This window comes from Sorangium sp. So ce887 (genome assembly GCF_051521455.1).
GTDB lineage: Bacteria > Myxococcota_A > Polyangia > Polyangiales > Polyangiaceae > Sorangium.
This window is the reverse complement of sequence record NZ_CP150354.1, coordinates 6081026-6097047: the sequence shown is the minus strand read 5'-3', so window position 1 is coordinate 6097047 and position 16022 is coordinate 6081026. Positions and strand designations below refer to the sequence as shown.

The window sequence follows — 16022 nt, the reverse complement described above, 5'->3', positions numbered from 1 at the left end:
CGCTCCATTGCGCTCCATTGCGCTCCATTGCGCGCGGCGCGGGAGGATCGCTGTAGGGTCCGCGCGGTGGTCCGGTCAGGGCGCCTACACAGCACCGAGCTCCGGGCCGGACATGCGCTTCGGGAGCGTCACGATGAACTCGGTGAACTCCCCTTCTTCCGTCTCGAAGGTCAGGGTGCCCCCGGTGCCCTCGACGACGATGTTATGACAGATCGAGAGCCCGAGCCCCGTGCCCTCGCCCGGCGGCTTCGTCGTGAAGAAGGGGTTCATGATCCTGTCCCGGATCCCCGCCGGGATGCCGACGCCGTTGTCATGGACACGCAGCTCGACGCGATCGCCGAGATCGCGTGTCGTGACCCGGATACGGGGGGAGGACCCCTGTCCGCGCGCCGGGTCTCTCCGCCGCACGGCGTAGCAGGCGTTGTCGACGAGGTTGATGACCACGCGGCTGATCTCCTGGGGGACGAGGCTCACCTGGCCGATGGAAGGGGAGAGGTCGAGCTCGATCGCGATCTCGGCCGATGAGGCGCGCGCGCGGGCGCCGTGATAACCGATGTTGACGTAGGTCGTCACGAGCGTGTTGAAGTCGACCTCCTGGCGCTCTCCGCGCTCACCCCGCGAGTGGTCGAGCATCGAGCGGATGATGCCCTCCATGCGCTGGCCATGCTCGCCGATCTTCTTCACGCTGCTCGTCAGGTCGCCGAGCGCCTCGGTGAGGTACTCTTCGCGGCCGTCGTCGAGCCCCCGGGCGAGGGTCGATATGTCACCGCCGATGTCGTCGATGAGGCGGGCCGAGAGCTCGGCGAAGTTGTTGACGAAGTTGAGCGGATTCCGGAGCTCGTGGGCGATGCCGGCCGTGAGCGAGCCGAGCGAGGCGAGCCGGTCTTGCACGATCATGCGGTCCTGGGCCTCGCGCAGGCGCTTCAGGGTGGCCGCGAGCTCCTCGTTCTTCACCTGCAGCTCCCGGGTGCGCGCCTGGACCCGCTGCTCCAGGGTGTTGTAGAGCGCGGCGTTCTCGAGCGAGATGACAGCCTGCGTCGAGAGCATCTGCAGGATGCGCATGCGGGCCGGGGTGAAGGCGCCTTTGACCAGGCTGTTCTCGAGGTAGACGATGCCGCGCCGGCCTCCCGGGCGGCCGAGCGGGAAGCAGAGCACCGAGCCGACCGCGTGCTCGGCGATGTGGGGGTCGCGCCCGAAGCGGGGGTTCGCGGCGGCGTCGTCGAGCACGACGCTCTCCTGCGTGCGCGCGACGTAATAGACGATCGAGGTGGGCAGACCCCGGCGCCCCCGGGGCGCGAGATCGGCTATCGGGATCGACCGGAGGACCTTGGCGTCCTCATCGACGGACTTCTCGCCCTCCACCACCCACTGGCCGCCTTGCTCGAGGAGCAGGTACCCGACCTCGGCGCCGCTCGTCTCCAGGAGGATCTGCATCAGCCGGGCGAGGAGGCGGTCGAGCTCGATCTCGCGCGAGAGGTCCTGCGAGGCGTTGAGGACGCTGATCAGGTCGAGGACGCTGAAATCGAGCTCGCGGCCGGCCGTCTCCGAGAACTTCGAGGCCGCGAGGATGCCGGAGGCGACGTGCGGCACGAGCCCCGGGTGCTGCTTCTCCAGCGCCTTCGCCTTGGCGACCGCGCCCCAGCGCAGGTAGCCCTCGTGCGCGTCGCGCAGGTGCTGCCGCGCGAGCTTCTGGTCGCCCCGCGCGAGGTAGAAGCGCCCGGCGAGCTCGTGGGCGATGGCCGCCTCGTGCTGGTAGCCGCTCTTCTCCGCGAGCTCCGCGCCGCGCTCGAAGGCGTCGCGGGCCGCGTCGTCCTGGCCGAGCACGCGCGCGCGCTCGGCGCGGATGAGGAGCAGCTTGTGCTCGTAGGTGGCCGGGCAGTGCTCGCGCCACTTCTCGAGCTTGGCGATGTTCCGCTCCACGAGCGCGCCGATGCGCTCGCGCGCGGGCTCGTCGGCGTGGTCGTGGACCGCGAGGTGCGCGAGCGACTCGAGCAGCGCCCACGGGGCGGCCAACGCGGACGTCTCCGCGGCGACGAGGTAAGGGGCGGTGGCCTCCGCGAGCGAGGCCGCCTGCTCGTGCTCGCCGAACAGGTAGCAGAGGAGCGTCTTGCAGAAGTGGTGGTTGAACAGCGCGCCGACGTCGCCGGCCGCCCGCTGCGCGGGGAGCCGCTCGGCCTCGACGTACACAGGGCCGGCGAGCACGACCTGATCGGCGGTCTTGCCGCGCAGGTTGAGCACCGTCTGCAGGTAGATCTGGTGCCAGCCGAGGACCATCGTCTGCCGGAGCTTCTCGATGACGTGCGCGTACTGCTCCATGTCGGAGGCGAGCATCGCGAGGTCGTCCCCGGCGAGGAACCGGACCACGCAGAACGTCTCGGCGGCTCCGGCGGCGTGGAACGGGGTGCCTGCCTCCAGCGCGGAACGGTAGGCGTCCAGGAACGTCGGGGAGAGCTCCCGGAGCGGCACCTTCACGTGGATCGCGTGAAAGCCGCCGTAGATATAGGTCTGCGCGCGACACTCCTTGTTCCCCAACCGGTCGGCGAGGCGCAGCGCGAGGCGCGCGACGCGGTAAGCCGTCTCCACCTCGTCCCCGCGGAGGAGGAGGAGCGCGTAGAGGACGTACCCGAAGGAGGACTGGGGCACGAGCCCCGAGCGCAGCGACACCCGCACCAGGCGGCCAATCGCGACGGGGAGCAGGCTCATCCCGGTGATCCCGGCGATGTTGATCACCTGGTTCAGGATCACCATCCGCGCGCGATCGATCGGGTCGCCGCACTCCGGCAGATCCACGAGCTCCTCGAGCGGCCGCTCTCCCAGGGCCGCCGCGGTCTCGCGGAGCTCCCGGTCGACGTCCTCCGGCGCGGGGCTCTCCGGCACCTCGACGTCGAGCCGCCGCAGCGCCTCGATGTACGTCCGGATCGCGTCGGCGAGCCGGTGCTGCGAGTAGTGGGCCTGCCCCTCGATCCGGAGGAGCTCGACCTCGTCGAGCACGCCGCGCATCCTCGGCCGGACGGCGTCGCACAGCCCCTGCATCGCCTCGAAGTCGCCGTGCGCGAAGGCCGCCTCCGCCGCGACCACGTGGAGGTCGCGCGCGAGCTCGTAGGCGTCGCTCCAGTCGCGCTCGCCGAGGAGGGCGATGCCCGCCCGACCGTAGACCAGCGCCTGCTGCCCCGCGCCCGCCTCGAGCGCCCTGCGCGCCGCTTGCAGGTTGAGCCGCTCGAGCTCGGCGAGCTCCCCGGGCTCCTCGATCGCCGCCCGCCCCTGGTTGAGCAACCCCACCACGTCGAACAGGCGGCGGGCCTGCTCCTCCGCGCTCGCGCTGCGCAGCAGCCGCCGGCCGACGTCGCGGTAGAGGCGTGGCCCCACGTCGGCGTCCAGCATGGAGATCACGGCCTGCTGGATGCGGTCGTGCGCGAACCGGCAGCGCAGGCCTGGCCCTCCGGCCGCCATCTCCACCGCGGAGCTCACCGGATCGATCGGGATCAGGAGCCCCTCGGCCGCCGCGCTCCACAGGTCGCGGCCGACCTCCTCCACCGAGCGCTCGGCCACGATCGCGAGCGTGCCGAGATCGAACACGCCGCCGAGGCAGCCTGCCACCTTGAGCAGCTCCTGCGTCGCCGGCGGGAGCTGGCGCACCCGGCCCACCATCAGGTCGACCACGTTGTCCGTGATCCCGCGCTGGCGGATGCGGTCGATATCCCACCGGAAGCCGTCGGCGCTGCGCCCGATCAGCCCGTCGGCGTACAGGGAGGTCAGGAACGCGCGCACGAAGAACGGGTTGCCCGCGGTGCGCGAGAGCAGCAGCTCGGCGATCGGGGCCGCGTCCACCGGAGCGGCGTCGAGCGCGTCGGCGACCATCGCCGTGACGTCCCCCAGCCCCAGGGGCGCGAGCGAGAGCCGCTCCACGCGCGTCCCCTGCGCCTCGATCGCCCGGACCGTCAGCGCGACGGGATGCGCGTCCGTGACCTCGTTGTCCCGGTAGGAGCCGAGCACGAAGAGCGGCAGATCCTGCGCCGTCGAGAGCAGCTCTTCGAGCAGCTTCAGCGCGTCGAGGTTGGCCCACTGGAGGTCGTCGAAGAAGACGCAGAGCGGGTGGTCCGGCGTGGCGACCGCCGCGAAGAAGTCGCGCACCGCCTGGCTGAACCGCTGCCTCGCCTCGGTGGGGGGCAGCGCCGCCACGTCGGGCTGCCGCCCGAGCACGAGCTCGAGGCTCGGACATATGTCGATGAGGACCCGCGCCCGCTCGCCGAGCGCCTCGTGCGTCCGCGCGCGGAAGGCCGCGAGGCGCTCCTCGCTCTCCGTGAGGATCTGCTCGACCAGCGCGTGGAGGGCCTGCGCCAGCGCCGCGTACGGAGCGTCGCTGTGGTACTGGTCGAACTTGCCCGTGATGAAGACGCCGCGCCGCGCGGTGAGCGGGCGATACACCTCGTGGATGAGCGCTGATTTTCCGACGCCGGAGTAGCCGGATACGAGCATGAGCACCGCGCCCTGGTTCGCGCGCTCGAAGGCCGCCATCAGCCGCTCGACCTCGGCATCGCGGCCGTACAGCTTCTGCGGGAGGTGGAAGCGCTCGGACCGGTCGTGGCGCGCGAGCGGGAAGGCGGCGACCGCGCCGCGCTGGCGGAGCTGATCGAGGCAGCCGGTGAGATCGGCGCGGATGCCGCGCGCGGACTGGTAGCGATCGTCGGCGCTCTTCGCCATCAGCCTGAGCACGATGTCCGCCACGACCTCCGGGATCGCCGGGTTCAGCGCGCGCGGCGAGGGCGGCTGCCGCGCGATGTGCGCGTGGACCAGCTCGAGCACGTCGTCCGCCACGAAAGGCAGGCGGCCGGCGAGCAGCTCGTAGAGGCTCACCCCGAAGGAGTAGTAGTCGGTCCGGTAGTCGACCGCCCGGTTCATCCGGCCGGTCTGCTCCGGGGACATGTACGCCAGCGTGCCCTTGAGCCCGCCGGGGCTCGTGAACGCGGTCGCCTCCTGCGCGAGCGCCGAGGCGAGGCCGAAATCGATGACCTTCACCCGCCCGTCGGCCGGGTTCATCACGATATTGGACGGGTTGAGATCGCGGTGGACGATGCGCCGCTCGTGGATCGCCTCGAGGACGCTCGTCACGTCGATGGCGAGCGTGAGGATCCGCTCGAGCGAGAGGTGCCCTGCGACGTTCAGGGCCCTGAGCGAGGAGCCGCCGAAATCCTCGAGCAAGAGGGCGTGGCGGCCGCCGTCCTCCGCGACGCCGTGGCTGCGGATGATCCCGTCCACGTCTGCGAGCTCGCTGAGGATCGCGTGCTCGTGGCGGAGCGAGGCGATCTGCGCCTGCGATGGGTGCTGTACGTTCAGCAGCTTGAGCACCAGCGGGAGCCCGTCCGACCGTCGCCTCGCACGATAGGCAGTCGAGCGGGCGCCGTCCCGGAGCCGCTCAAGGATCTCGCAGCCGCAGATCTCCATGGTTCCGCTCCCCTCTTGTCTCGCTCAAATCCGCGCGCCGAGCCCGTGGCCGTGGCAGCCGGACCCCTGCGCCGCGTCGTGCCGGTCGGCCTGGCCGTCGTCGGGGCTGTCGCTCGGGGCGTCGGGCGGGTCGGGATCCTCTTCCGGGTCGGGACCAGGATCGAAGATACCTGCACATCGGGTCCACGCGCCGCCGGCGATCGCGGCCTGCACCTCGGGCGGGCCGGGCTGCCTCACCGCCGCCCGCTCCTCGTCGGTGAGCAGCTCATCCTGCCGATCGGCCACAAACGCGGCCTGTTTGAAGGGGTCGATGCTCAGCTCCGTGAGCAGGTCGAAGAGACGATCCATGAGTCCTCCGGTGGTTCAGTCGTCGTTGGCTTGGGGCTCTTGCTTGTCGGCGTGCGGGGGCAGCTTCTCCCGGAGCGTACTCCACGTGGGATCGAAGGCGACGAGCGCGATCGCTTCGAAGGACATGTTCTCCCGCAGGTTCTTCATCATCCCGACCGTTTCCCGGCCATCGAGGACGTCCAGGCCGTGGAGCATCGTGTTGATCTCGCGCCTCGCGGCCTCGAGCAGCTTCCTGGTCTGCTCGATGACCACCGGCGCGAGGGGGTCTTGCAGCTTATCCAGCCCCACAGCGACGAAATAGCGCGAGACGAGATCCGACGGATTCTTCTCCACGCCGCTGATCCCTGCGGCGACGGACTCGGCGTAAGTCCCCGCGCAGCTCAGGAGCTCTGCGATGGGGCGGTCGACCAGAAGCCGCCTATTGACGTCGAGCAGGAGCGCGTTGAGCAGGCAGTCGCGCGCTTCCAGGAGCCCGGGCTTCATGTCGGGCTGCTCGCGCGCGATGAGGGCCAGGAGGCACGCCTTGAACGCGTAGGCCCATGCGTACCGCGGGTTGAGCTCGCACGCCCTGTCGAAGCTCTCCCTGGCCAGCGTCGGTGCGTCCTTGGCGGGCCTCGCCGCGAGCCGTGGCACATACTTCGCGTTCAGGCCGAGGCGAGGCGCCAGCCGCGGCATCACCTCGAGCCAGTGCTTGTACGTGTACGCGGCGCCCCGGTGGGCGAAGGTCCATGCGCTCAGCGGCGACAGCTCGGCGGCCCTCTCGAAGTGCTCGATCCCGGCGTCGATGAGGTCGTGCTGCTCCTGCCACGCGGCGGGCGTCTTGGTCCCCCCGAGCTGGTAGATCGCGTGGCTGCGGTGAGCGTCGCCATAGTGGGCGTGGGCCCATCCGTAGTTGCGGTTCAGCGTCAACGCCGTCTCGAAATCTGCGCGACAGGGATCCCAGTTGTCGATTGCCGCGTGGGCGGCGCCCCGGTGAGCGTGGGCCCACGTGTAGTTCTTGTCGATCTTGAGCGCCTTGGTGAAGAGCCGGATCGCTTCGGTGTACTGGCCGTTCAAGCGCCGCACCTCGCCCTCCTGGGCGAGGTTCTTGAGCTGCCTGCGCTTGTCTTCGTTTTGTTTGTCTTCTGCCATGAAATCACCTCATCAGTGCACAAGCGTTGAGTCCACCCCGGCTCCGGCGCCGCCGTCCCAGCCAACGCGCTCCAGCACCTCCAGGTCGACGGCCGCCCGCGCGATCGGCGGTACATACAGCGTCGAGATGTCGTCCACCCGCGCCGCCGCGAGCGCCGAGAGCGCCACCCGGTCCAGCCGAGGCGAGGCGAGCGGGTGCGCGGCCGCCTCGTAGATCACCGACTCGTGGGCGGCCGGGTAGGTCTGGCACAGGCGCTCGACGAGGGCCTCGAGCCCGCGGCGGATGCGCGCGGCGTCCGAGGGGTCGAAGACGCCAGCGTTGCCGACGCCGCCGATCTGGCACAGCACGAGCGGCGTCCGGGCGTCGATCTCCCGCCCCCGGATGAGGAAATCGGTCGCCTCGAAGAGCTGGAGCCCGTCGCGGCCAGGGTCCAGCCCGAGATCGGCGAAGAGGCAATCGACGGACGAGATGCCGGGCAGCATCCGGGCCGAGAACCCCTCGTCGCGCGCCTGGCGGACCGCCTCGTGCGCCGCGCTCGCGAGCACGCCCGGGTGCCCGTAGAACACCGCGCAGACCTTGAGCCCCTTGCGCACCTCGGCGAGGATGCGCTCGACCATCTCGGCGTAGATCGACCGTCGCGGCGTCTTGCCCTGCCCGTAGGGCAGCGACTCGGCCGCCGGGTTCAGGCTGCGCACCCAGCGCGCGGCCCACGGGTCGGCGACCGCGAAGAGCACGCGATCCGCGCGCTGGATGGCGCGCTGGGCTGCGAGGGTCGTCTGGCCGGCCCACTGGATGCCGATTCCCACGACGACGAGAGATCCATTGGTTGACATGCGCTCTGCCCTGTGCCGGCGTCCACGCGTCGGCCGAAGGGGCGATCCATCGTCGTTCCCCCGGACCCCATGACTTCATTTTCTCCCTAACGTGACATCGACCCGGGATCAATCGAACGTGCGCCGGCGCCGCGGGCGCCCTCGGCCCGGCCCGCGCGCGGCGCTGTCCGTCCTCGGGCGCGCTCGCCCCGAGCTCGCCCGCTCCGCGACCCGCATCGTCCACTCGGTACGGCGGCGACGGCGGTCGACGTCGCGGGGGCGCATCACCGGGGCGCATCGCCGGCGCACCGTTTGCCACGGGGCGCACCTGGTGCGCGCGGCTGCGCTGCGGCGGCCAGGCTCAGGAAGAATCGGTGCAGCCTGGCGGGCGTATTTCGGCCAGAATCGTGGTCGAGGGCGGGCAGGGCCTGCACCTTGCAAACCCGCTCGACCCAGAGAATCAGGAGGGTACGCCAGTGTCCGTAGCAGCCAGCCAGAGCATCCAGAACTCGGTCCACTCCGAGCCGCCGCCGCCGATCTCGATCCCCGGGCTGCGATCGTCGATCGCCAACGAGAAGCTGCGGCAGTGGATCTCGGAGGTTGTCGCGCTCTGCCAGCCGGACAACGTGCACGTGTGCGACGGCTCGAAGGAGGAGTACGACGCGCTCTGCGACCAGATGGTCAAGGCGGGCACGCTCATCCGCCTGAACCCGGAGAAGCGCCCGGACAGCTACCTCGCGCGCTCGGACCCGAGCGACGTCGCGCGGGTCGAGGACCGCACGTTCATCTGCAGCCGGCGCAAGCAGGACGCCGGCCCCACGAACAACTGGGCCGAGCCGCAGAAGATGAAGGCCACGCTGCGCCAGCTCTTCGCCGGGTCGATGCGGGGCCGGACGCTCTACGTCATCCCGTTCAGCATGGGCCCCGTCGGCTCGCCCTACGCGCACATCGGCGTGGAGCTCAGCGACTCGCCGTACGTCGCCGCGAGCATGCGGATCATGACGCGCATGGGGCGCAAGGTGCTCGATGCGCTCGGGGACGGCGATTTCGTCCCGTGCCTGCACTCGGTCGGCATGCCGCTCGCTCCGGGGCAGGCCGACGTGCCGTGGCCGTGCAACGCGGAGCACAAGTACATCGTCCACTTCCCGGGCGAGCGGCAGATCTGGTCTTTCGGGAGCGGCTATGGCGGCAATGCGCTGCTCGGCAAGAAGTGCTTTGCGCTGCGCATCGCCTCGGTGCTCGGCCGGGAGCAGGGGTGGCTGGCCGAGCACATGCTGATCCTGGGGGTCGAGTCGCCGAAGGGCGAGAAGACGTATGTCGCCGCGGCGTTCCCGAGCGCGTGCGGCAAGACGAACTTCGCGATGCTCATCCCGCCGAAGGCGTTCGCGGGCTGGAAGGTGACGACAGTCGGCGACGACATCGCCTGGATGAAGCCCGGGCGGGACGGGAAGCTCTACGCGATCAACCCCGAGGCGGGGTATTTCGGCGTGGCGCCGGGGACGTCGGAGAAGTCCAACGCGAACGCGATGGCGACCATCCGGAAGGGGACGATCTTCACGAACGTGGGGCTCACGCCCGACGGCGACGTCTGGTGGGAGGGGATGACGGACGAGCCGCCGCCGGAGCTCATCGACTGGCAGGGAAAGCCCTGGACCCCGGACAGCGGGCGCAAGGCGGCCCACCCGAACGCGCGCTTCACGACCCCTGCGTCGCAGTGTCCCTCGATCGATCCGCGCTGGGACGACCCGAACGGGGTGCCCATCAGCGCGATCATCTTCGGCGGGCGGCGGGCGACGACGGTGCCGCTCGTGTACCAGTCGTTCAACTGGGGCTTCGGCGTTTACATGGCGGCGACGATCGGCTCGGAGATGACGGCGGCGGCGGGCGGCACCATCGGCCAGGTCCGCCGCGACCCGATGGCGATGCTGCCGTTCTGTGGCTACCACATGGGCGATTACTTCAACCACTGGCTGCAGATGGGGCGTCAGATCGTCAATCCGCCCCGCATCTTCTCGGTGAACTGGTTCCGCAAGGACGACCAGGGCAACTTCCTCTGGCCGGGCTTCGGCGAGAACATGCGTGTCCTCAAGTGGATCGTCGATCGCGTGCACGGCCGCGGCTTCGCCGAGGAGAGCCCGCTCGGCTGGATGCCGCGCTACGAGGACATCGAGTGGCGGGGCATGGATCGCTTCTCGAAGGAGCGGTTCTACCAGCTGATGGCGGTCGATAGAGAGGCGTGGAAGGTCGAGTTCGGCTCGCACGGTGAGCTCTTCGAGCGGCTCTACGACCGGCTGCCCAAGGAGTTCTTGCTGATGCGCGAGCTGCTCCTGTCGCAGCTCTGGCGCTCGCCGGAGCGGTGGGAGCTCGCGCCCGAGCGCTACCTCGACGAGCACGACGAGAACGGCGACGAGGGCGAGGCGAGCGCCTAGGGCTCGGGATTGCAGCCCGGACCCCTCCACGAGGCGCGCGGACTCGGGTGCTCCTGTGCCGGCGACGATCGCCATGGTCTGCCAAGCCGTCGGGCGCCAGCGCTTCACGGAGTCTCTCCCCCATGGAGATGAGCATTGCCTCCCGGTACGCGATCACCGAGACCCTCCACGCGGGCCAGGTGACCAGCCTGCTGCGCGCGGTCCGGAGCGCCGATGGCCTCCCGGTGATCCTGAAGGTCCTCGACCCGAGGCGGAGCCGCCCGCGCGACGTCGAGCGCCTGAAGAACGAGTACGCGATCGGCAAGATGCTGAGCCACGAGGCCATCGTGACGCCGCTGGCGCTCGAGACGCACGAGGGGCTGCCAGCGCTCGTCATCGAGGATTTCGGCGGCGAGCCGCTCGACCGCTGCCTCGACGGCCCGATGGAGGTCGACCGGTTCCTCGAGCTCTCGGTTCGTATCGCGGCCAGCGTGGCGGAGCTCCACGAGCGGAACATCCTTCACAAGGATCTCAAGCCCGAGAGCATCCTCGTCAACGCGACCACCGGCCAGGTCAAGCTCGCCGACCTCGGCCTCGCGTGCTGCCTTTCCCGCCGGCCGCCGCCGGCAGGGCCGCCCCGGCTCATCGAGGGCTCCTTGCCGTACATGTCTCCGGAGCAGACGGGCCGAATGAACCGGGCGATCGACAGCCGCTCCGACCTCTACGCGCTCGGCGTCACGTTCTACGAGATGCTCACCGGGCGCCTGCCCTTCGAGGCGCGGGACCCGCCCGAGTGGGTGCACTGCCACGTCGCCCGGGCCCCGCCGCCGCCCTCGGCGCTCGTCCCGGAGCTGCCCGAGGTGCTCTCGGCGCTGATCCTGAAGCTCCTGGCCAAGGCGGCGGAGGATCGGTACCAGACCGCCCGCGGCCTCAAGCACGACCTCGCGCGGTGCCTCTCGCAGCGCCGGGCCACCGGCAAGATCGAGCCGTTCCCGCTGGCCGAGCGCGATGCCTCCGGCCGCTTCCAGAGCCTTCACAAGCTCTACGGCCGCGAGGAGGACGTGGCCGCGCTGCTGCGCGCGTTCGAGCGCGTGGCGGGCACCGGAGCCCCCGAGCTCGTCCTGGTCTCCGGCTATTCCGGTATTGGTAAATCGGCGCTGGTCCACGAGCTCTACAGGCCGATCGTCCGGGAACGAGCCCTATTTCTCTCGGGGAAGTTCGATCAGTACAAGCGCGACATCCCTTATTCCACGCTCGTCCAGGCCTTCCGGGAGCTCGTGCTGGACACCCTCGCCGAGAGCGAGGACCGGATCGCGACCTTCCGGCAGCGGCTGCTCGGCGCGCTCGGGGTCAATGGACAGCTGATCGTGGAGGTCATCCCCCAGGTCGAGCTCATCATCGGCCGGCAACCGCCGGTCCCCGAGCTCCCGCCGATCGAGGCGCAGCACCGGTTCCGCGTCGTGTTCCAGCGCTTCATCGGGGTGTTCGCCCGGCAGGAGCACCCCCTCGCGCTCTTCCTCGACGATCTCCAGTGGAGCGACTCGGCGAGCCTCGGGCTCCTTGGCGATCTGCTGACGCACCCGGAGACGCGCCATCTCCTGGTCATCGGCGCGTACCGCGACAACGAGGTGACCCCCTCGCACCCGCTCATGCTGGCGCTCGACCCTCTGCGGAAGGAGGGCGTGAGCATCTCGGCGATCGTGCTCGGCTCGCTCTCCCGGGAGCAACTCGCCGCGCTCGTCAGCGACGCGCTGCGCTGCCGCCGCGAGGACGCCGTGCCGCTGTCGGACCTCGTCCACGAGAAGACGGCCGGCAACCCCTTCTTCGCGATCCAGTTCCTCGCCGCGCTGCACGAAGAGCGGCTGATCGACTTCGACGGGCGCGCCGGGGCCTTCCGGTGGGACGTGGTGAGGATCCGTGAAAAGGGCTTCACCGACAACGTGGTCGACCTGATGGTCGGCAAGCTCGTGCGGCTCCCTCCGCGCGTCCAGGGCGCGGTGAAGCAGCTGGCCTGTCTGGGGAACACCGCGGAGGTCGCCCACCTGGCGATGATCCGCGGCGGCTCGGAGCAAGACGCCCACGCCGATCTCTGGGACGCGGTCTGCGCGGGCCTGGTCCTGCGCTTCGACGGCGCGTACAGGTTCCTCCACGACCGGGTGCAGGAGGCCGCCTATTCGCTCATCCCCGAGGGCGAGCGGGCGGCGGTTCACCTCGAGATCGGCCGGCTGCTCGCGTCGCGCACCGCGCCGGAGGAGATCGAGGAGAAGATCTTCGAGATCGTCAACCAGCTCAACCGCGGCGCTCTGCTGATCACGTCGTGGGAGGAGCGAGAGCGGTGCGCCAGGTTCAACCTCGTCGCCGGCAAGCGCGCCAAGGGGTCGGCGGCCTTCGCCTCGGCGTTGACGTATCTGGCTGCCGGCGCCGCGTTCCTGAGGAAAGACCGCTGGGAGCAGCGGTACGAGCTCGCCTTCGCGCTCGAGCTCCGCCGGGCCGAGTGCGAGTACCTGACCGGGGAGCTCGGGGCGGCGGAGGAGCGGCTCTCGATGCTCTCGCGCCGCGCAGGAAACCTCGTCGACGCGGCGGCGGTCGCGTGTGTGCGCGCGGATCTCTACACGACGCTGGATCGCAGCGAGCTCGCCGTCGAGATCTGCCTCGAGGTCCTGCGGCGCGCTGGCGTCAGCTGGTCGCCGCACCCGACGGACGAGGAGGTGCAGCAGGAGTATGAGCGGCTGTGGCGGCAGCTCGGGAGCCGGCCGATCGAGGCGCTCGTCGACCTGCCGCCGATGACCGATCCGGTCATTCGCGCGATCATGGACATCCTCAACCGGGGTCAGGCGCCGGCCTTGTTCACCGACCAGAAGCTGCACAGTCTCGTCGTCGGTCGCATGGTGAACTTGAGCCTCGAGCATGGCAACAGCGACGGATCGTGCTTCGGCTATGTCCATGTTGGCGTGGTCCTCGGCGTGCGCTTCGGCGACTACCGCGCAGCGTACCGCTTCGGCAAGCTCGGCCTCGATCTGGTGGACCAGCATGGGCTCGACCGCTTCAAGGCCCGCGTCTACCTGGACTTCGGGTGCCTGGTCAATCTCTGGACGAGGCACATGCGCACGAGCCTCGAGCTGATGCAGCGCGCCTTCGACATGGCGAGCGAGACCGGTGACCTCACCTTCGCAGCCTATGCCCGCAATGCCTCGATATTGATCCTGCTCTCCAAGGGAGAGCCGCTCGGCGACGTGCAGCACGAAGCCGAGAGCGCGCTCGCGTTCGTACGGAAGGCGAGGTTCGGTCTCATCTTTGATTGTATCCTCGCGCAGCTGCAGCTCGTCCGGTGCCTCCGCGGTCTGACGCCCAGCTTCTCCTCCTTCAACGACGCGAGCTTTGACGAGGCCAGGTTCGAGCAGCATCTGGAGAGCGATCCACGCCTCTCGCTAGCCGCCTGCTGGTACTGGATCTTCAGGCTCCAGGCACACTTCCACGCCGGCGACTACGATTCTGCCCTCGCCGTGGCGACGAAGGCGGAGCGGCTCCTCTGGACGATGCGGTCGTTCCTCCACGTTACCGATTACCACTTCTATGGCGCGCTCGCGCGGGCGGCGCGCTGCGGGGCGGCGCCCGCGTCGAAAGGCGAGCGGCCCGAGCACCTCGCGGCGCTCGCCGCCCACCACGAGCAGCTCGAGGTCTGGGCTTCGAGCTGCCCCGAGAACTTCGGCAGCCGCGCCGCGCTCGTCGGCGCCGAGATCGCGCGCCTGGAGGGCCGGGATCTCGACGCCGAGCGCCTCTACGAGGAGGCCATCCGCTCGGCGCGCGAGAGCGGCTTCGTCCACGGCGAGGCGCTCGCCTACGAGATCGCGTCGAGGTTCTACCGGGCGCGGAGGTTCGACCTGTTTGCCGCCACGTACCTCCGCGAGGCCCGCGCCTGCTACGCGCGCTGGGGGGCGGACGGCAAGGTCAGGCTGCTCGATCAGCGGAACCCCTCCCTGTGCGACTCGAGGGCGCCCGCCCAGGCCGCCACCTTCGCGGCGCGGCCCGAGGAGATCGACCTGCTCTCGGTGATCAAGGCGTCGCAGGCCATCTCCAGCGAGATCGTCCTCGACAAGCTCCTGTGCACGCTGCTCACTGCCGTCCTCGAGCAGGGCGGCGCGCAGAGAGCGTGCCTCGTCCTGGTTCAGGACCAAGGCCTCTCCATCGAGGCCGAGGCCACCCTCGGGGAGAGCGGGGCGGCGACGATCGTCCTCCCGCGCTCGACGGAGGATGTCTCCCGGCGCGTCCCCGTGTCGCTCGTCCGCTATGTCCACCGGACGAAGGAGCGCGTCATCCTGGGCAATGACGCCGCGGATGCGTGCAAGTTCTCCGGCGACGCCTACTTCGCGCGGGGCACGCCGAGATCGGTCCTCTGCATGCCCATCCTGCGGCAGGCCGAGGTGGCGGGCCTGCTCTACCTCGAGAACAACCTCCTCGCCGGCGCGTTCACGCCGGATCGGCTCACCGGCCTCTCGCTCCTCGCCACGCAGGCCGCGATCTCGCTGGAGAACGCGCGGCTCCTCTCCAGCGAGCGTTTCGCGCGGACCGCGGCCGAGGCGGCGGAGCGGCGCGCGGCCTTCCTGGCCGAGGCCGGGGAGATCCTCTCCGGGTCGCTCGATTACTCGGAGACGCTGTCTCGCATCGCGCGGCTGTCGGTGCGATCGCTCTGCGACTGGTGCGTCATCGACGTGGTGGAAGGTGGAGAGACCCGGCGGACCTCCTGGGCGCACAGAGACGCCGCGAAGGAGTCGTTGCTCGAGGAGCTGCGACGGCGGTATCCCCCTGGCCGGGATTCGTCCCACCCGGCGGCCAGGGTCCTGCGGGGAGGCGGGCCGCTCCTGATCCCCGAGCTCTCCGAGGAGCGCCTCCGCAGCTGCTGCGAGGACGAGGGCCACGCGAGGCTCATCCGCGCGCTCGGGGCGCGCAGCCTCATCACCGTGCCGATCGTGATGCGGGGACAGCCGCTCGGGGTGCTGAGCGTCGTCTCGTCCGCGCCGGAGCGCCGCTACGGGGAGGCCGACCTCGAGCTCGCCCAGGAAGTGGCGCGCCGGGCCGCGATCGCGATCGACAACGCGCGGCTCTACCGCGCTGCGCAGGAGGCCGTCCGCGTGCGGGATGAGTTCCTCACCGTGGCGACGCACGAGCTCAACACGCCGATGACGTCGCTCACGCTCTCGCTCGAGGCCGCTCAGCGGACCCTCCAGTCGGATCAACCCTGGGACCCGAAGGCCATCGGCAGGCAGGTCGATCGCTCCCTCCGGCAGGCAGCGCGCCTGACCCGCCTGAACAGCGAGCTCCTCGACGTGTCGCGGACCCAGGCGGATCGGCTCTCGCTCGAGATCGCGGAGGTCGACCTCGGGGTGATCGTCCGCGACGTGGCCGAGCGGTTCGAGCTGGATCTGGCGCGCGCGGGGTGCTCGGTCTCGCTGCAGGACGGCGGCCGGATCGTGGGCCTCTGGGATCGCTCCCGCATCGACCAGATCGTCACCAACCTCCTCGCCAATGCGATCAAGTTCGGCGCGGGCAAGCCCGTCGAGATCTTCGTCACGGACGAGGCCGGGACGGCGCGGCTCTCGGTCAAGGATCTCGGGATCGGCATCGATCCGGCGCGACAGGAGCAGATCTTCGAGCGCTTCGGGCGCGCCGTGTCCGAGCGGAACTACGGCGGGCTGGGGCTCGGCCTCTACATCAGCCGCAGGATCGTGGAGGCGCACGGCGGCTCGATCCACGTCGAGAGCGCGCTCGGCGCCGGCGCCACGTTCCTCGTCGAGCTCCCGTGCGCCGGGCCGCCGCGCCTCTCCGAGCCGAGCTCTCGGCCGGGCTGAGCGGCGCCGCGCGATCGGCGGGGGCGGCCGCCCG

The 16022-nt window shown here is 70.3% G+C and carries 6 protein-coding genes; 2 read left to right on the top strand and 4 right to left on the bottom strand.

What is annotated here, in order from left to right; all coding sequences use genetic code 11:
• Positions 1-84 precede the first annotated feature (84 nt).
• Genes WMF36_RS22435 through WMF36_RS22420 form a run of 4 tightly spaced genes read right to left on the bottom strand, consistent with a single transcriptional unit; the run spans position 85 to position 7755 of the window.
• On the bottom strand, positions 85-5442 hold the full coding sequence (locus WMF36_RS22435) for a trifunctional serine/threonine-protein kinase/ATP-binding protein/sensor histidine kinase (protein ID WP_437581676.1): 5358 nt from the start codon (positions 5440-5442) through the stop codon (positions 85-87).
• A 24-nt stretch (positions 5443-5466) separates the two neighbouring features.
• Positions 5467-5790, bottom strand: a complete 324-nt coding sequence (locus WMF36_RS22430; RefSeq protein WP_437581675.1) for a hypothetical protein — start codon at positions 5788-5790, stop codon at positions 5467-5469.
• Between the two features lie 15 nt (positions 5791-5805).
• On the bottom strand, positions 5806-6921 hold the full coding sequence (locus tag WMF36_RS22425) for a tetratricopeptide repeat protein (protein WP_437581674.1): 1116 nt from the start codon (positions 6919-6921) through the stop codon (positions 5806-5808).
• A 12-nt stretch (positions 6922-6933) separates the two neighbouring features.
• Entirely contained in the window at positions 6934-7755 is an 822-nt protein-coding gene (locus WMF36_RS22420) for an SAM-dependent methyltransferase (RefSeq protein ID WP_437581673.1), read from the bottom strand.
• A gap of 515 nt (positions 7756-8270) precedes the next feature.
• Here WMF36_RS22420 and WMF36_RS22415 point away from each other — a divergent pair.
• A complete protein-coding gene (locus WMF36_RS22415) occupies positions 8271-10163 on the top strand; it encodes a phosphoenolpyruvate carboxykinase (GTP) (RefSeq protein WP_437581943.1) in 1893 nt (630 codons plus the stop codon).
• Positions 10164-10285: 122 nt separating this feature from the next.
• Positions 10286-15988 (top strand): AAA family ATPase, encoded by a 5703-nt coding sequence (locus WMF36_RS22410; protein ID WP_437581672.1) that lies wholly within the window; start codon positions 10286-10288, stop codon positions 15986-15988.
• The last annotated feature ends 34 nt before the right edge of the window (positions 15989-16022 follow it).

Bases quoted from the DNA above. Each gene is read 5' to 3' on its own strand.
- WMF36_RS22425 (WP_437581674.1), bottom strand. From the start codon at position 6,921: ATGGCAGAAGACAAACAAAACGAAGACAAGCGCAGGCAGCTCAAGAAC.
- WMF36_RS22435 (WP_437581676.1), bottom strand. From the start codon at position 5,442: ATGGAGATCTGCGGCTGCGAGATCCTTGAGCGGCTCCGGGACGGCGCC.
- WMF36_RS22420 (WP_437581673.1), bottom strand. From the start codon at position 7,755: ATGTCAACCAATGGATCTCTCGTCGTCGTGGGAATCGGCATCCAGTGG.
- WMF36_RS22410 (WP_437581672.1), top strand. From the start codon at position 10,286: ATGGAGATGAGCATTGCCTCCCGGTACGCGATCACCGAGACCCTCCAC.
- WMF36_RS22430 (WP_437581675.1), bottom strand. From the start codon at position 5,790: ATGGATCGTCTCTTCGACCTGCTCACGGAGCTGAGCATCGACCCCTTC.